Origin of the sequence: Neobacillus paridis (assembly GCF_016765675.1) — a bacterium.
GTDB lineage: Bacteria > Bacillota > Bacilli > Bacillales > Cytobacillaceae > Neobacillus > Neobacillus paridis.
This window is the reverse complement of sequence record NZ_JAESWB010000025.1, coordinates 51,278-66,504: the sequence shown is the minus strand read 5'-3', so window position 1 is coordinate 66,504 and position 15,227 is coordinate 51,278. Positions and strand designations below refer to the sequence as shown.

At 30.8% G+C, this 15,227-nt stretch carries 25 protein-coding genes; all 25 read right to left on the bottom strand.

The genetic code is table 11. The features are described from left to right. Nucleotides 1-48: 48 nt before the first annotated feature. The 25 genes from JK635_RS02135 to JK635_RS02025 all read right to left on the bottom strand — a co-directional run bounded on the left by JK635_RS02135 (nucleotide 49) and on the right by JK635_RS02025 (nucleotide 15,226). A complete protein-coding gene (locus JK635_RS02135; RefSeq protein ID WP_202651979.1) occupies nucleotides 49-1,149 on the bottom strand; it encodes a tyrosine-type recombinase/integrase in 1,101 nt (366 codons plus the stop codon). A gap of 1 nt (nucleotide 1,150) precedes the next feature. After that, complete coding sequence (locus JK635_RS02130; RefSeq protein ID WP_202651977.1) at nucleotides 1,151-1,297, bottom strand: hypothetical protein; 147 nt, start codon at nucleotides 1,295-1,297, stop codon at nucleotides 1,151-1,153. A gap of 428 nt (nucleotides 1,298-1,725) precedes the next feature. Continuing rightward, nucleotides 1,726-2,490 (bottom strand): transposase, encoded by a 765-nt coding sequence (locus JK635_RS02125; RefSeq protein WP_202651976.1) that lies wholly within the window; start codon nucleotides 2,488-2,490, stop codon nucleotides 1,726-1,728. Next, nucleotides 2,468-2,629, bottom strand: a complete 162-nt coding sequence (locus JK635_RS02120; RefSeq protein WP_202652747.1) for a hypothetical protein — start codon at nucleotides 2,627-2,629, stop codon at nucleotides 2,468-2,470. Before JK635_RS02120 ends, JK635_RS02125 begins: the two co-directional genes overlap by 23 nt. A gap of 369 nt (nucleotides 2,630-2,998) precedes the next feature. Beyond that, a complete protein-coding gene (locus tag JK635_RS02115) occupies nucleotides 2,999-3,196 on the bottom strand; it encodes a hypothetical protein (protein ID WP_202651974.1) in 198 nt (65 codons plus the stop codon). Nucleotides 3,197-3,304: 108 nt separating this feature from the next. Further along, the gene (locus JK635_RS02110; RefSeq protein ID WP_202651972.1) at nucleotides 3,305-3,463 is read right to left on the bottom strand and encodes a hypothetical protein; all 159 of its coding nucleotides are present in this window, start codon (nucleotides 3,461-3,463) and stop codon (nucleotides 3,305-3,307) included. A 38-nt stretch (nucleotides 3,464-3,501) separates the two neighbouring features. After that, complete coding sequence (locus JK635_RS02105; RefSeq protein ID WP_202651971.1) at nucleotides 3,502-3,723, bottom strand: hypothetical protein; 222 nt, start codon at nucleotides 3,721-3,723, stop codon at nucleotides 3,502-3,504. 43 nt (nucleotides 3,724-3,766) lie between these two features. After that, nucleotides 3,767-3,943 carry a hypothetical protein gene (locus JK635_RS02100; protein ID WP_202651969.1) on the bottom strand — a complete coding sequence of 59 codons (177 nt, stop codon included), beginning with the start codon at nucleotides 3,941-3,943 and terminating at the stop codon, nucleotides 3,767-3,769. A gap of 573 nt (nucleotides 3,944-4,516) precedes the next feature. After that, nucleotides 4,517-5,869: an ISL3 family transposase gene (locus tag JK635_RS02095; protein ID WP_202651967.1), complete on the bottom strand. Its 1,353-nt coding sequence runs from the start codon at nucleotides 5,867-5,869 to the stop codon at nucleotides 4,517-4,519. 84 nt (nucleotides 5,870-5,953) lie between these two features. Then, a complete protein-coding gene (locus JK635_RS02090; protein WP_202651965.1) occupies nucleotides 5,954-6,337 on the bottom strand; it encodes an Acb2/Tad1 domain-containing protein in 384 nt (127 codons plus the stop codon). Between the two features lie 15 nt (nucleotides 6,338-6,352). Further along, nucleotides 6,353-6,685 carry a hypothetical protein gene (locus JK635_RS02085; RefSeq protein WP_202651964.1) on the bottom strand — a complete coding sequence of 111 codons (333 nt, stop codon included), beginning with the start codon at nucleotides 6,683-6,685 and terminating at the stop codon, nucleotides 6,353-6,355. A 176-nt stretch (nucleotides 6,686-6,861) separates the two neighbouring features. Continuing rightward, nucleotides 6,862-7,053, bottom strand: a complete 192-nt coding sequence (locus tag JK635_RS02080) for a hypothetical protein (RefSeq protein WP_202651962.1) — start codon at nucleotides 7,051-7,053, stop codon at nucleotides 6,862-6,864. Between the two features lie 428 nt (nucleotides 7,054-7,481). Beyond that, the gene (locus JK635_RS02075) at nucleotides 7,482-7,637 is read right to left on the bottom strand and encodes a hypothetical protein (RefSeq protein ID WP_202651960.1); all 156 of its coding nucleotides are present in this window, start codon (nucleotides 7,635-7,637) and stop codon (nucleotides 7,482-7,484) included. 231 nt (nucleotides 7,638-7,868) lie between these two features. Continuing rightward, nucleotides 7,869-8,711, bottom strand: a complete 843-nt coding sequence (locus JK635_RS02070; RefSeq protein WP_235887840.1) for an AAA family ATPase — start codon at nucleotides 8,709-8,711, stop codon at nucleotides 7,869-7,871. Between the two features lie 45 nt (nucleotides 8,712-8,756). Beyond that, the gene (locus JK635_RS02065; protein ID WP_202651956.1) at nucleotides 8,757-9,245 is read right to left on the bottom strand and encodes a hypothetical protein; all 489 of its coding nucleotides are present in this window, start codon (nucleotides 9,243-9,245) and stop codon (nucleotides 8,757-8,759) included. 3 nt (nucleotides 9,246-9,248) lie between these two features. After that, on the bottom strand, nucleotides 9,249-10,136 hold the full coding sequence (locus JK635_RS02060) for a DNA cytosine methyltransferase (RefSeq protein ID WP_306792895.1): 888 nt from the start codon (nucleotides 10,134-10,136) through the stop codon (nucleotides 9,249-9,251). Next, nucleotides 10,117-10,311 (bottom strand): DNA cytosine methyltransferase, encoded by a 195-nt coding sequence (locus JK635_RS24595; RefSeq protein WP_306792894.1) that lies wholly within the window; start codon nucleotides 10,309-10,311, stop codon nucleotides 10,117-10,119. Before JK635_RS24595 ends, JK635_RS02060 begins: the two co-directional genes overlap by 20 nt. Further along, complete coding sequence (locus JK635_RS02055; RefSeq protein ID WP_202651954.1) at nucleotides 10,308-11,033, bottom strand: DNA-methyltransferase; 726 nt, start codon at nucleotides 11,031-11,033, stop codon at nucleotides 10,308-10,310. The genes JK635_RS24595 and JK635_RS02055 overlap by 4 nt, the downstream gene beginning before the upstream one ends. 89 nt (nucleotides 11,034-11,122) lie before the next feature. Then, nucleotides 11,123-11,596 (bottom strand): hypothetical protein, encoded by a 474-nt coding sequence (locus JK635_RS02050; protein WP_202651953.1) that lies wholly within the window; start codon nucleotides 11,594-11,596, stop codon nucleotides 11,123-11,125. A gap of 107 nt (nucleotides 11,597-11,703) precedes the next feature. Continuing rightward, entirely contained in the window at nucleotides 11,704-11,859 is a 156-nt protein-coding gene (locus tag JK635_RS02045; protein ID WP_202651951.1) for a hypothetical protein, read from the bottom strand. A 384-nt stretch (nucleotides 11,860-12,243) separates the two neighbouring features. After that, the gene (locus tag JK635_RS02040; RefSeq protein ID WP_202651949.1) at nucleotides 12,244-12,882 is read right to left on the bottom strand and encodes a hypothetical protein; all 639 of its coding nucleotides are present in this window, start codon (nucleotides 12,880-12,882) and stop codon (nucleotides 12,244-12,246) included. Between the two features lie 359 nt (nucleotides 12,883-13,241). Further along, entirely contained in the window at nucleotides 13,242-13,481 is a 240-nt protein-coding gene (locus JK635_RS02035; protein WP_202651947.1) for a hypothetical protein, read from the bottom strand. Between the two features lie 323 nt (nucleotides 13,482-13,804). Then, nucleotides 13,805-14,059 (bottom strand): hypothetical protein, encoded by a 255-nt coding sequence (locus tag JK635_RS02030; protein ID WP_202651945.1) that lies wholly within the window; start codon nucleotides 14,057-14,059, stop codon nucleotides 13,805-13,807. Between the two features lie 241 nt (nucleotides 14,060-14,300). Next, nucleotides 14,301-14,426 (bottom strand): hypothetical protein, encoded by a 126-nt coding sequence (locus JK635_RS24590; RefSeq protein WP_306792893.1) that lies wholly within the window; start codon nucleotides 14,424-14,426, stop codon nucleotides 14,301-14,303. Between the two features lie 80 nt (nucleotides 14,427-14,506). Next, nucleotides 14,507-15,226 (bottom strand): hypothetical protein, encoded by a 720-nt coding sequence (locus tag JK635_RS02025; protein WP_202651944.1) that lies wholly within the window; start codon nucleotides 15,224-15,226, stop codon nucleotides 14,507-14,509. Nucleotide 15,227 lies beyond the last annotated feature (1 nt).

Genomic DNA, 15,227 nt, shown 5'->3' with positions numbered 1-15,227 from the left:
TATTAGTTTTAGTTATATTTGTAAACAATAATATTCGTTTTATTTGCGTTATTTATTTCTTAATATTTCTTGAATTTTCATATTTAAAATTAAAATATTATCCTTTTTCATCATACTAATTGCTTCAACAAGTGTTTTTAAATCAACATTCTTATATAATTCCATATCAATTTTACCTGCTGATGAAACTGCCCCTATTTGACCGTAATCTTGATCTTCGATGTAAATCTGAGTCGTTGTGATTGATTTATGTCCTGCGGCACGTTTAGCTTCCATAATATCATTAGTCAAACGAAATCTGAAAGTTACACCAGTTTTACGTATGGAATGCCAGACGATTCTTCTCTCCTTTGGTATATTAAATGCTTTTCTATATCTGATCATCATATTATCAAGTGAATCACTACTAATATTAAATACATATTGACTATTTTCTTTTTTTATTGTTAATAATTCATTATAAAATTCTTTTGATATTAACTGTCTAAATTCACTATTTCCTTTATCAATTCCTTTAACTTCGTAACCATCTTCCTTTTCTGTGAAATCTGTCCATTTAAGTCTGAGAAGTGCTGATTTCCTAATACAAGTATCTAAACTAAATAGAACTGCTAAACGTTTAATTTCACCTTTTTCTCTTTCAGTTAAACACCATTCTGCCATCTCAAAACATTCTTCGATACTTAATGCTCCGTAATGTGATTCCTTAACTTTTTCCGAAGTAACTAATGATAAAAACGAAACATCTTTAATTAATGGTTCTCCATCTATCTTTCGCTTCGCCATTCCTCTAGCGAATGATTTTATTGCTGCAAGTTTCCTATTTATCGACTTGTTCTTATAAGTATATTTTCCATCTTCATTTCTCATATCGCATAATTCTTGTTTAAAGTATTCCAAGTCATCAAGTGTTAATTGTAAATCATCTAAACTCAAGTATTCTAATTCTGACCCTTTTTCTTTCATCTTAACTATTCTAAAAAAAAGTCTTACATCTGATTCATATGCTAATTGTGTTTTTGATTGCTGATTATCATAATAATCTTCATAATCCCTGTTATTTCTATTCAATTCTTTAAAATAACTATTAATATGTTCAAGTATCCGTACATTTTCCAACTTTTCTAATTTATGAGCATTTGCATTCATTTTAACTAACCCTTTCCATATTAATTTTTAAATTTCGCTCTAATATTAATTTAATTTCATTAATATCATTAAGAAGTTTTCTCTGTTCAAAATCATTCATATGTTTAATATTTCTGCGAACCCATCCAAGTATATCTACTAGCATCATGTTTTTCATCCCCCAATTTTCATTATTATTAGTATATACATTTTGTTTAATCGTTAAACATTATTTATATATTTTTTCTTAACTACAGTATATCATTGTATAAATAAAATGTAAATGTATATAATCAAAATATTTCCATAAAAAAAGAGATATTTTTGAAAAATATCTCCCATAAAATCAGTTTTTTATTTCGATTTTATCCATTTAATAAATTCTTTTCTGTAGCAAAAATATTCAAAAAAGTTGTGAGTTGCTTTTATTCGTTTGTAAATAAAATTAAGTCCAATTGACCATAACCAAACAACTGTTAATAAAACTGCTAAAATCCCCAAACTATACACTGCATAAAATACAATACTATTTATTAATTCGTCATAATTCAATTTCCTGGATAATTAACTTTAAGGGTGAAATAGGGCATTTAAACCCTATTTATTTTTTCCTTCCAAAATATTACTTAATGTGAGAAGGTCTACCCCAAACCCCTCAATAATAGAACTTCTATCTTCAACCTCAATACCTTGATAATTATTAAAACCACCATAAAGCGTATGGTCGAATGTATGAAAATTCATCTTCTTATCAAACTTAGGTTTCTTTGTAGCATTAGTTCCATATAATATTTTGGCTCTTAATACTTCAAAGGAATATCCTTTACCTGCTTTTTCAATAGACTTAATGATATTATTTACACTTTCTGTATAAGCATTAGTATAAGGCTTAATAAAGTAGTTGAATATCTCTTGCTTACAGTTATTAAATGTCTTTTGTATTTCTTTAAACTCTGCAAAACTATCTGGTATAGACTTTTCCCATTCATAGAAACGCTGAAATGCTTCATATCGGTCTTGTGATAGGTTATATACATCTCTCATAGTTTCTTTAAGCCAATATGCTTGTTCTAACTCTGGGAAATGTCTAAACCACATATCACGCTTTTCTATTTCAGCAGGTTGTAAATCTTCCTTATTCTTTAGTAATACCCATCTATCGTAAGTTATAAGTCTTTGGTCATTCTTAGGTAGTGACTTCTTAACCTGTATTCTTATAGCGTCTAATGCTCTAATAGTGTATTGGACAACATGGAATTTATCTATTACAACAAATGCTTCTGGTATGAGTTCATTTACAGCATACTTATAACCACTCCACATATCCATAGTAACTACTTCAATATCTTTGTATCCATCCATAGTTTGTATGAAATTTTTTACTGTACGCTTTAGAACGTTCAATCTCTTCTTTTAATGCTTCACCCTTTAATTCTTCATCGCTTAATCTTTCTAATTGAGCGAATAAGTGATTATTTAAGTCGCCCAAGGTATTTTTCATGAAATTCCCTCCAATCCTTTACTGCGCATCATGGGTCGGAATGTGTAGCAAACTTGTCGCACGCAAGCGTTCTATCACATACTTTGTAGTATCCACTGTTCTTGTTTGTACACTTCAACACACTGTTGTTAAGAGGTATGGCAAACGTGCAATTACCACATTTATTGTCCACCTTAATCCGTTCTCCTTTCTGTCACAACATTTATCTACTGTGTAATACATCTGTCTTTATTATTTATCTCTTTAGTCATCCCAGAAAAATGAACATTCATTTTTGCTAATTCTGTAAATAAAATATATAGTAATTCTTGGTGACTAATTGAATCATTATGCACTGTTAAGTTACCTTCAATCTTGTACACTTTCATATCATTCACCCTTATAATTTGATAGTAATTCCATATAGCCCTTGATCATTGCTTTTCTGATATCATATGTATTAGTTTGTTTAGGCTGCGACTGGTACGACATTGCATCTGTCATAGATGAGTTACTTGCCATTTTTAGACCATAATAATATTGATATTGTTTTGTATGTTTGTATTTTTGCATAGATGCAATGTTCATTATATTCACCTCTTTATATTTATTTATCCATCCTTAATAATCATAACACACTCCACCTTTACATTCAATTAATTTTCATTAATTTCGCATTTTTCAATTACCGGCAAATTATGCGATAAAAGTTCTTGCCATGATAGCTGAATAAATGATTAAGTTATCAACAAACTCAATTTCTAACGTATCACCGAATTCTTTCTTTAAATCATAGTAAATCTTCCTACGTTCCTTTCTTGATTTATATGGGATACATCCGTTAATTTTGACCATTTATTTTTCTCTCCTTTTTATAAATTATCCCTATTACATTATTGCAATAGGGAATGGCTTCTATCATCTGTTTGTGTAAAATCAATTTCCTTGATATACAAATTATTAGCCTTTTTCTCAACACTGTACCATTTGAAGTTATCAATTGCAGCTAAATCACTAAGTTCTTTGCCATTGAAGTACAAAGAATAAGTTTCTTTTGATTTGATGATATTATCAATTAATTTTATTCCTCTAATGTTTTGTTTTTCAGTTTTCATTATTTTGTTACTCCATCCTACTTATTCTTTTAAAACTGTTATTTTAAGCCTTATACATTATTACAGTTTCAACAATTAATTTTACATCTGCAAAAGTATCAAATTGTTCAATCACTTTATCATATCTTTCCAATGCTAATTCAAACATTTCATAACTATCAACATATGTTTGACTTGGATTTGTGGCACTACTATATGTTACTTTATATTTACTTTTCATTATCATTTCCCCCTTTGATTTATCGAATAAAAGAGTGCTTTTAATGCATATAAAAATCAAATCATATATAAACACATTCTGGATTTTTATTGTTTTTATTTTCTATTTTACCAATTCTAATTACTGAAATTTTTCCATTTATCCATTGGGCTTCTTAATAAATATAACGATTCTTTATTCAGAAATCAATAAAGATATTGCAGAAACTTCCCCATTAATCCATTATCTACTTCAATAGCATCAGTGATTATCCCAATTGCTTTAGAATCAAAAGCATTATAAGTAACTCTATCCAACACTGGCTCATTTATGTATGAATTAATTTCCCCTTGTTTTGGTATTACTGTTTTTAATTTGATCATATGATTGTGAATAACTGTTCACTTTTACCATATCTGCGAACGTACCAATCCATCCACACTTTTTACATTTGCATTCTTCATTCAAATGATGTTCACTATAATTGCCATATATTTTTCCTGTAGGAATCATCGTATAATCTGACCATGACTCACATTTCGGACATACATAATGGGTATTTAACTTTCATGGTGAAATTGGAAGGTAAATTCATTAGAATCTACCCTCTTCCAAAATCTTACTAAGTGTGGTTAAGTCTACTCCACAGTTCAAATCATTAGGTTCATCTGCATAGAGAGTGATAGGTTGCATTGTATCAAAGCGACCGCCCCAAAGTTTATCGAACTTCTTAAATTGCATATCTTCTGTGTACTTTGGTTTCTTGATTGTTGCTTCTGTTCCGTATAAAACCTTTGCTCTTAACACGTCAAATGAGTACCCCTTTCCTTCCTTTTCAACCGCTTTAATAATGTTATTAACACTCTCTGTATAAGCGTTGGTGTAAGGTTTATCAAAGTAGTTGAAAATCTCTGTTTTGTTGTTGTTAAATGTCTTGCGAATTTCTTTAAACTCTTTCATGTCAGTAGGTATATCCTTTTCCCACTTATCAAAGCGTTCTAAGGCTTCCTGTTTGTTTTTAGACTCTCTGTAAATGTCTCTGATTCCTTCCTTTAGCCAGTAAGCCTTTTTTAGCTGTGGGAACTGTTCAAACCACTCGTTACGCTTCAATATCTCTTTGAACTCTAAGTCCTCTTTATTCTTCAAGAGAACCCATCTATCGTAAGTTAGTAAGCGTTGGTCTTTCTTTGGAAGAGACTTCTTAACTTGAATACGAATCGCATCTAATGCTCTGATTGCATATTGGACTACATGGAACTTATCCGTAACAATAAAGCAGTCAGGTATCAGTTCTTGGATAGCGTATTTGTAGCCTGAATACATATCAATGGTTGCTACTTCAATGTTCTTATAGCCTTCCATACGTTGGATTGTCTCTTTAACAGTGCGTTTGGTATTGTCCTTTGTAATTTCCAATAGCTTGAAGTTCTCGGTGTCAGTGAACACTCCACGCATTGTCTTATTAAGATGGGCTTCATCTATCCCCAAGACTCTTGGTGCTACAAGATAACGGTCACGTTCCATATCCTCTACATACTCTTCAAAGTACCGTCTAACTGATGTATGAGAGATACCGTATTCGTCAGCAATATTAGTAAATGGCTTCTTTAGGGCTAACTTCTTCATATGCTCTTTAAGACGCTTAGTGACCTTATCATTACGGTCTACACTATCCAGAAGCTCATAGAATGTACCGTCACAGAAAGGGCATTTCCACCGTCTATGGCGTATCACAATCCTTACAGCCTTACCATGCATGGATATATCTGATACGGTGCGTTCCTTAACTTGATGCCTTTTAAACTCTACATCTGGATTGGTATATTCTGATTTGATTTCACCACAGTTAGTACAAATAAATGGTGGTTCAATTTTTTCTACAGTAAAGCGATAAAAGTGTTCGTTTTGTTCTTTTAGTAATACTTCAAATTCTGGTAAGTTTAACATTGTCCTTTTCACCTCGAAAGTTGTCTATTAAGATATAAAACTATTGTACAACTTTCGAGGTGATTAGTGAACTTTCAGTGTGATTTATTTAGTGTGAGTACCTTCTACACCTCGTTTTTCCCTACCCATAGTGCGCTTTCTAAGCCATAGTAACGCCTCTTCTAACTTGGTTATTGCCATTGAATTCTCTCTGCAACGAAACTCGGATTGGTTAAAATGTTCTAATCGACAGATAATCATAGCAATTAAATCCTCGTTCATAACGCCATTAACACCATGCTCTTTGATTGCACCCTCTTGAAAATGGATTCTTTGAATTGCAACAGGAAGTTGACCTTTCCCATCTAATCTGTCTTTATCAGCTACTACATCGAATGTGTGCGGTGCATTAAATTTAAAATCCTTTTCGTGATAAACTTTCGTATATTTCTCCGTTAATAAGTCGTGTTCTAATTTTTTAAAGTCCATTACTCATGCCTCCAATTATTTGTTTGTTTTTACAGTTAAAACAGCAGGATTAACTACTCCGTCACCTTCGTACTCATACTCTTTGTTATGCCATTTTCTTAATTCTTCACCATGCAACCAACATTGAGAAAGGATACTTACAGAAGCCCCATACATAAATCCAGTAATACCTTCTGTATCTGCTTCATGAGATGTTCTATCTGCTATATCTTTAACTTTTGCACCACTATCAATTTCCGATTCCATCAAATCAGCCCATTTTTCAGCGTATCTAAAACAAGCTAAACTATAATCATCTTTTTGTTTCGCCTTCCAATCCTCGTATGTTTTAGCATCTTTAACTTTCATTATTCATTTTCTCCTAAAATTTATTTACTGCATAATTTCTGTCAATTCTTCACCTTGAAGTTTCAAGAATATAAGTGGTACTATAAAATTCTGTTAATCTATTTTTCACTCTGAAAGTTCAATATCCTACATAATAAGTAATCAAAAAAATCACCACCTCAGTTAAATTACCAATTTTACCATTTCTTTTCAGATAATTCTTTAAATAAATCTAAAATAACTCCTCTTGTTTGATATTCACATTCTGACAACCAATAAATTATTCTTATTTCTTGATCTGTTAATGCTCTTTCTAAGCCTTTTACTAATACATTAACCATTTCCTTTTTTGTTTCTTCAGGTTCAATGAATTGATACTGTTTCGTCATTGTTAATCACCTATCCCTATTATTCAATAACTTCAATACTGATTTTTTTGTTTCAATCAATACTTCTAACTCGTATTCATCCAATTTTCTGCCTGAATTTAATATTTCATTAATCATCTTTACAATATGATTCAACGTTTCATGGACTGTAGATTCCATAATCATCACATCCGTTATTTTTTTATTTTATTGTATTAATTTAATTATCATTAACGAATCGATCAATTTTTTCACTTGTTATTCCCATACATTTAAATGTAAATCCAACAGTACAAACAAGGCTACTAATTATTATAAACGTAGCAATATAACCCATTTAACTCAACTCCATTTTATTTAATATTAATATACTTTCATTTACTTATTAAAAAAATCCAATCATAACATCTTGATCAAAGTTGCATTTTATCATAAAATAAAATGAAACATTATTCAGATTCCCTCTCCCATACCAAGTCTTGATTTCTATTAGTACGTACAATTTGATATACATTATGATTTTTATTTGCTATCCTGATTAATTCATCCAGATCATTGTGACTCCATTCTAATTCTTTACCTGATAAATAGATAAATTTATACATTTTACTAAACCCCTCCACAATACAATATTAATTAATACTTTCATTATAATAACATCATTATAATATATAAATAGTTGTAACCTATTCATTTAAGTAAAGTATATACCATCATGGAAGAAATTACAACTATTTATTATATATTATTTATATAATTACTTTTAATTATTTACTGTTTCAAGACATCAATTTCTCGTTCATAATGTGTTATGATCCGTTGCATCTTCGGATTCATCATCCTTGCGGAATGGCTTTTTTGGCATCCCCATAAACCTCAAGAGCTATATTTTTATTAGTAATTCCATATTCACTTGTACCAATAGGAAACTCGTCATCATCATCTTTAATTTCTACTTTTCTATCAAGTAGTTGGAACACTTCTCCAAAAATTGCTGGTGCATTTCCACGGTTAATCTCTTCAATTATTAGAATGTATTCTTTCTGAGGATTAACATATGCATCATGTAAAATAGTAGTGAAGGGGCCAGGTGTAAACTTATAGCTTACTTGTCCATCTTCCGATACATCTGGTAAAATCTGACCAATAAAATCAGAGTATGTATAATCAGGGTGGAATACCAATCGTTCTACATTACTGTCCTTCTTGCAATACTCATGTTCGATAGTCCAACTCTTACCAGAACCTGGAACGCCATAAAGCAGTATATTTCTCCCTCCAGCAACCCTAGATGTTTCATATGTATATTCGCTTGAGCCTTCCCGAAGATACATATTCTCTGTTTCACTAACTTCAGGGGTTAAAACATATCTAGTATTTGATAAGCTTAGAAAAGCATCGACACGCTTTTGATATGCTCTCAACTTATCTTCTAATCCATCTTTAATTGCAACTCCATTAGCATTGCTATATGTTAAAAATGGATTTAATTTATCCGATAGTGCAGATTTTAATATACGAAGTGAACCCTTTGCTTCTTTTCTATCGTTAATATCAACTGCAGAATCTTCTTCTTCCAGCAATTTCATATATACACTGTTCATATTAAAGATGATATCTTGATCCCCATCAGTTAGTTTGTACACCGCTTCCTCAGATATATAAACAAGCAAATGCAACAAAGCGGCTTCAAATGTAGATTCAATAGGAATATTTAACCCTAACTATGATAAGAGAACTTTTGAATACTGTTCATCGTCTGAGGATAGCACTGTATCAAGAATATCCATATTTTTTGTGAACAGGAGCGTTTTCGGATATCTTTTACCGCCAGTTCTCTCAGATGATGCTGGCATATTGTTGTCAAACTTAATTTTTGCAACACGCCAAATTAATTCAAATGCTACAATCAATGATTCTAGCTGTGATTTGAACAACTGGTTATTATTCACACGTTCAAGAAATTGTTCATCGGAAATTCCAATAGACGAATAAATAGGATGATACTTTTCAATCAATTTAGTTCTTAACTCATCTGAAACTTCTATTGAATTACCTGCTTCTTTCGAGTATGCAAGTTCATCTGGATTGTTTGATGCCCTCCAAAACATCATTAATAATCCCAAAGTTGCCTTTACACTTGGTAAAGAAGATTTAATTCCTAGTTTTAAATCTACTTCTGGATATTTAACCCTATTGTCTGGTCTTAACATTTTTTATCCTCCTGTTATATCATTCATAACAACCGTTGCAATAGCTTTGGCAAGCAATGGTGGAACAGCATTTCCAACTTGCTTCATCTGTGAACTTTTTGTACCTATAAAATGAAACGTATCAGGAAACGACTGAATCCTTGCAGCCTCTCGCACGGTTATTGCTCGATGTAAAAATGGATGAGTGAACTTACCAGAAGAAGGAGTATCAAATCTAGTTGTAATAGTTACAGATATCTCATCTTTGACCATCCTAGTCCAGGTTCCACTATAGATTGATTTAGTTAAATGTTCTTTAGGTAATACCTCTTTCCCTCTATTTGGGGGTATCATCTTTAATCTCTCAATTGCCAGCTCTGAATGTTTTGTCGCTTTATGATTATATAGATTATCGCTACCTTCTCGCATCATACGTTGATATTCACTTTGAGGAGGGTACCTATATGAATCCCATTCTACACCTTCACCTGAATTTAAATATGCTAGATCACTAATTGCATCCCATATTGTAACCTTGTAATCAAGTGGTCTTGGCATTGCAATTGCAGATTCTCCTTGTTTACCAATAATTACAGCTCTTCTTCTATTTTGAGGAACACCATAGTCGGCGGCATTGAGTGTGTCTGTTGACAATGTATATCCTAAACCCTCAAATAAATCTATAATTTCTTCCTTAAAGTAACCATTCTCCGCAGTTAAAAGATTCGGTACATTTTCCATTACAAAATATCGTGGACGTACAAAATCAACAACAGCTACAAAGTACTTAAATAAAAAGTTCCTTTCGTCGTTGATGGTTTTTCTTTGTCCTTTCTGTGAAAACCCCTGACAGGGAGGGACTCCAATAATAACATCTACCTTTCTACGATACTCATGAAATGTTTTTTTCAATGGGTAAATTTGTAATATCCTCAACAATCATTTTTGTATTTGGATGATTTAATTCATATGCTTTAGCTATAGATTCGTCATATTCATTTGCGAGCACAATATTAAAACCAGCCATTTCAAACCCAAGCGAAAGACCACCAACGCCCGCAAACAAATCAATCACTGTTGGCTTCATTCTTTCACCTCTTGAATACGGCGTGTAGCGATTTGAAAATAATCCTCATTTATTTCTACACCTATGAAATTCCTATTATTTAATTTTGCAGCCACACCGGCACTACCGCTACCCATAAAGGGATCAAGAACGGTCTCTCCTTCATTGGTCAGCACTTTAACAAAGAACTCCATCAATTGCACAGGTTTTTGTGTTGGATGTTTACCAAACTTGCGCTCACCGTTTGCTGCAACGCCTGTTTCAATAAAGTCATGTAGCACTTTGCCATCATTATTAAATGTGCCTGTTTTCTTCTTATATGTAAAATAAACCCACGCTTCCGTCGAATTAACAAAATGTAGATTCATATTACGTGGCATAGGATTTAATTTATGCCAAATACCAGTAGTCTTGTAATATAGACCATGTCGCTCTGCAATTTTAATAAGGCTCTCTACCTTAATAATAGCCATGAATACAATCATGGCACCGCCATTTTTAAGAACCCGAACGGATTCTTCGAAAAAGCTATCCATTGATTTTTCCCAATCCTCAAAACTTAGATTATCCCAACCGGCAGCCACAAAAAAGTTGTCACGCATCTTTTTTAGATTTGTATCTCTGCCTTTCATGAAGTTACCTAAATTATATGGTGGATCAGTTAATATAAGGTCTATAGAACCATTAGCGAGACGCTTCATAGAACGTATACAGTCTTCATTATATAATATAGAATCAGCCATAACTCATTTCCTCTGCTTTATAAATTTTGTTAGTAGTACTTATGACCGATTGTCGAGCTCAACCTCAACAATCTCACTCAACTGGCAATTTAACTCATTACAAATGCAAAATTGTAATATTCATCAATGATTCCCTTTTGTTTTATTTGATTATATCTATTTGGTTCAAGTTCATTTGCAATTAGGTGAATATCTGATTTATATTCGCTTGGAATTGCCGTTTTAAATAATTCAAGACAAGTTCCTTCCCCTGCAAATAAATCACAAATTGTCAAATAGTTTTCATGATAAGTTAAATATAATTTAAAATACTTATTAATTGATTCATAGTCTTGTTTATTTAGCAAATAATCATAAAATACGTTAGCATGTGATAAATTATTATCAATTGCATAAGTTATAATTTCTCTGTATTTATCTTCTCCGAGATACTGCTTTAAATTCTGTCTATGTTCATCTGCAATTGATAAACGTCCAATGATCCCCAGCATTCTATAAATCTCGAATACATCCGTAGGATAGAACATTAATTTACTTTGACTTTCTAACTGGTTCCCTGCCATTAGATTTACCTCCTGTTATTACTTGTTATATAAATTCTACCATTTAATGATAATTAAATCAATATAAATCAACATATAAATAAGGAAATTTTCAAATTACTTTTCGTTTACCACCCTTTCACATATTCAATTACTGTGTTTCCTTCATAATTCAGATAAGTATCATTGGAAGCCCATTCTTTCATGTTCATTTCCTTCTGGTGTTTCTCCATTTCCTCGATGGATTCGTATACATAAGTGACTGATTCAGATAATTTAATCATTTTTATATTCCCCTTTCGGTTTATGTAATTCTTTACCTTAATTAGATTATAAATGATAATTATATAAATGTAAATTTATTTAAAACTCAAATTTTAATTTATATCTGTTATGATTACTAATAATCAAATTTAATTGCCTATATAATACACAAATAATTACATTTTCTTCCTAATATGGTTATATGCAAGATAGAAAAAGTTAAATGCAAGATTCGATTCGGAATTATCCTGCATAGAACCGTATGTAATAATAAATATATTAATATTAAATAACCATATAATACCCAGTATTTAAACGTCTGAAGCCGTTTAAAAATTCCTTTTCATTTTACATATATATATATTTATTTTTTATGTGCTATTTATTTATCTTTTATGTGTTATTTACATATTTTTTAATATTACATCATAATGATTATTATACTTAATAAATAATGGTTTATCTAAATGGTTATATACTCCATCCCATTCAATTTCATATTTAGTTATTTTTAATAATTTATTTTCTTGGAGTATCTTGTTATATTGAATAACTGTTTCTTTATTAATATTTAATTCCATTGCTGTTGTTTCAATAGATGGAAAAGCAAATTGTAACTCACTTCTATCATTTCTATTTATAAAAGATTCATAGTAAAATAAAATTCGTAAACCAATACAACCTATGTTATTAATCTTGTACAATATAGTTGCAGGCAATTGTGTAAATGATTGAGTTTCAAATGGTTCTGGAACAAATGTTAATTTAATTGGTTTTCTTTTTGGAAATGAATCAATATAATCTAGAATTATCCCTTGTTTATATAAGTTTAATAGACATTTTTTCATTGTTCTGTTATCAGAAATATTCAAAGTGTTTTTAAAGTCTCTATGTAATAATTCAATTTCTTCATTATTGTAATTTCGGAAATATAAATATTTAAGATATGTATATGTAGCGAATGTATTTGAATCCATCATGAAAACTTTATTTTTTATGATTTCATTGGGAATTTGAATGAGTAATTTTTTATTATTTTTCATAATAAATAAACATCTCCTCTAAGATAATAAACTAATTACTTAAATACTTTATTGTAAGTTTCTAATGCTGTTATACGTAATTTAACAAATTTCACCTCCTACAAATACCTATATATTATAATTATATTAAATTAATTATCTTCTGTCCAAATTAATTTAATTATTTTTTTAAATAAAATACCACTTTTAAGACATAAAAAATCCCCAAATTAAATTTGAGGATTAAAAAGGTAACGAGAGGAGATAATTCCCATCACCAGCGTGGAAGAATTGATAAAACTCTTCTTTAATATCTTATGTAATATATTTTAGTTTATGCAAAAAGAATCAACAATATTTCACCGAGCCTGTTATATGATTTATTTGATCCGTGATATTTCTGTTTTCATTTTATACGAATCATACGTTAATTCTTTTATAATTTTTTCTTGCTCATCCTGTTTAGATTCAATACTTTTTACCGTGTCAAGCGTTTCAAACATCGCACCTTTTAATTGTTTGTTGTCGGCTTTAAGTTTTGTTATAGCCGATTCAATATTTTCAAGTTTGTTATTGACATTTTTCAATTCATCCAGTATTTGTTTTAAAAATTCTTCCATTGCTCCCACTCCTTTTTACGTTCACTGTTATATAGATTATACCATATTTATGGAAAATTTAATTCAAGAAATTTTAATACTGAATGCATCATTTTGAAAGGTTTACGCTTGATTTTCTCAATTGACCACATACAGGAATAATATTTATAGTTGCCACCCTTCTAATTGGCTTCTTTTGTAAATTAATTTTCATTCTTACTCTCCTCTTTCACTTATATATTAATTTATTTAGCTATTAAAAGAGCCGTTTATTTTTGTGCATGTAATATCTAGGCAATCTGTTATAGAAGATTACCCAGATATTGTGAAATTCCTCCAATTCTTCACATTAAATCAAAATATAAATCATTTAGAGCTTCGTCAATAAATTCTTGTTTTGATTCAGTGAGCTTATGACCGCCAAACAACCCAAAAATTTGTTTATAGTCATTGTAAATATTTGAATCACCTCTTGTGAGAATATCACTTACTTCACCGCTACGTCTATCATACGTGAAATAATAATATAAACCTTTTTGGCCTTTTGACTTCTCATACAATTCAGATAATCTTTCTACCAATTCTTTTTTGTTCAACATATAAAATTACCTCCAATTTTATAATTGCAAATATTTAAATTATGTTATATACTGTCATAAAGATGGCATCGATCTTACCTAGTCAGGACTTGAAATAGTTAGGCTATCAAGGGTGCCGTCATCCGTCTTATAGACGCCCAAACCTTACCTATGAGGGATTGAAATAGTAGTGCTATCAAGGGTGCCGTCATCCGTCTTATAGACGCCCAAACCTTACCTATGAGGGATTGAAATAGTAGTGCTATAAAGGGTGTCCTTGGATCAAGGTATTATCCATCTTTACTTCCCCAAGTAAGCTTAAAGTAGCATTTACACCTATTCCGTTATCATTTCTACGATCAACATTAAATCTGAAAATAGCATCCATTTTTATTTCCTCCTCTATAATTATAATCAGGCAACACGCAGGAATACAGCAATTATAAATGTTGCCTGTTATATAGATTTTTACATTCTCACATATCCGTTAAATTGACTAAACTCATTTAGCCATTCAGAAATTTTCTTTTCTTCATCAGTCCAGTTATTTCGTTCAAATACTTCTTTAGTTCCCTCTACTCTTTTAGGGTAATTATAACAACCAAAATCGAACACATCACGCATTACAAAGCGAATACTTTCACCGCTGCTGTTATTGATGATTTCAGCGTCTATATAACCGTCCCTTCCTTCTTCCCCACCTCTTGGGTACTGTTCACGGTATATTTTTCCTAGTCGATATTGTGATTTTCGTACTGCTTTTTCTTCTTTTTCTACTTTCTCAGCTTTAGTAAATTCATTCAATTTCTGTTCGAGTAATTCTAATATTTCCAGAAGTTCTATTCTAACTTTTTCAATAATTTCTGGCTTAAATGTGTATTTCACATATACTTGATAGCCATAATCTTTGTTACGTTTTTTTGTCCATTCGATGTCTTTGATCGCTATGTCTTCCATTTTATCAAAAATATATATTTTATCACTGTTATCGAGAATTAATTTCTCTACTGGATACAATTCACGCTCATGATAGTCAGTAGTAATAGAGCCGAGCAGGTTAGGATTGTTTACATCAAGAATGAAAGATTTGTCGATGTTTTGAATTACATCTTTTATAAATTTGATGTACCCTTTAATTTCAAAATTGAATTGAGGATCATATTTATAACCATTAATTTCGAATTTCATT

Coding starts and splice junctions, on each gene's coding strand:
- JK635_RS02135 (WP_202651979.1), bottom strand. CDS start 1,149: ATGAATGCAAATGCTCATAAATTAGAAAAGTTGGAAAATGTACGGATA.
- JK635_RS02130 (WP_202651977.1), bottom strand. CDS start 1,297: ATGATGCTAGTAGATATACTTGGATGGGTTCGCAGAAATATTAAACAT.
- JK635_RS02125 (WP_202651976.1), bottom strand. CDS start 2,490: ATGGATGGATACAAAGATATTGAAGTAGTTACTATGGATATGTGGAGT.
- JK635_RS02120 (WP_202652747.1), bottom strand. CDS start 2,629: ATGAAAAATACCTTGGGCGACTTAAATAATCACTTATTCGCTCAATTA.
- JK635_RS02115 (WP_202651974.1), bottom strand. CDS start 3,196: ATGAACATTGCATCTATGCAAAAATACAAACATACAAAACAATATCAA.
- JK635_RS02110 (WP_202651972.1), bottom strand. CDS start 3,463: ATGGTCAAAATTAACGGATGTATCCCATATAAATCAAGAAAGGAACGT.
- JK635_RS02105 (WP_202651971.1), bottom strand. CDS start 3,723: ATGAAAACTGAAAAACAAAACATTAGAGGAATAAAATTAATTGATAAT.
- JK635_RS02100 (WP_202651969.1), bottom strand. CDS start 3,943: ATGAAAAGTAAATATAAAGTAACATATAGTAGTGCCACAAATCCAAGT.
- JK635_RS02095 (WP_202651967.1), bottom strand. CDS start 5,869: ATGTTAAACTTACCAGAATTTGAAGTATTACTAAAAGAACAAAACGAA.
- JK635_RS02090 (WP_202651965.1), bottom strand. CDS start 6,337: ATGGACTTTAAAAAATTAGAACACGACTTATTAACGGAGAAATATACG.
- JK635_RS02085 (WP_202651964.1), bottom strand. CDS start 6,685: ATGAAAGTTAAAGATGCTAAAACATACGAGGATTGGAAGGCGAAACAA.
- JK635_RS02080 (WP_202651962.1), bottom strand. CDS start 7,053: ATGACGAAACAGTATCAATTCATTGAACCTGAAGAAACAAAAAAGGAA.
- JK635_RS02075 (WP_202651960.1), bottom strand. CDS start 7,637: ATGTATAAATTTATCTATTTATCAGGTAAAGAATTAGAATGGAGTCAC.
- JK635_RS02065 (WP_202651956.1), bottom strand. CDS start 9,245: ATGTTAAGACCAGACAATAGGGTTAAATATCCAGAAGTAGATTTAAAA.
- JK635_RS24595 (WP_306792894.1), bottom strand. CDS start 10,311: ATGAAGCCAACAGTGATTGATTTGTTTGCGGGCGTTGGTGGTCTTTCG.
- JK635_RS02055 (WP_202651954.1), bottom strand. CDS start 11,033: ATGGCTGATTCTATATTATATAATGAAGACTGTATACGTTCTATGAAG.
- JK635_RS02050 (WP_202651953.1), bottom strand. CDS start 11,596: ATGGCAGGGAACCAGTTAGAAAGTCAAAGTAAATTAATGTTCTATCCT.
- JK635_RS02045 (WP_202651951.1), bottom strand. CDS start 11,859: ATGATTAAATTATCTGAATCAGTCACTTATGTATACGAATCCATCGAG.
- JK635_RS02040 (WP_202651949.1), bottom strand. CDS start 12,882: ATGAAAAATAATAAAAAATTACTCATTCAAATTCCCAATGAAATCATA.
- JK635_RS02035 (WP_202651947.1), bottom strand. CDS start 13,481: ATGGAAGAATTTTTAAAACAAATACTGGATGAATTGAAAAATGTCAAT.
- JK635_RS02030 (WP_202651945.1), bottom strand. CDS start 14,059: ATGTTGAACAAAAAAGAATTGGTAGAAAGATTATCTGAATTGTATGAG.
- JK635_RS24590 (WP_306792893.1), bottom strand. CDS start 14,426: ATGGATGCTATTTTCAGATTTAATGTTGATCGTAGAAATGATAACGGA.
- JK635_RS02025 (WP_202651944.1), bottom strand. CDS start 15,226: ATGAAATTCGAAATTAATGGTTATAAATATGATCCTCAATTCAATTTT.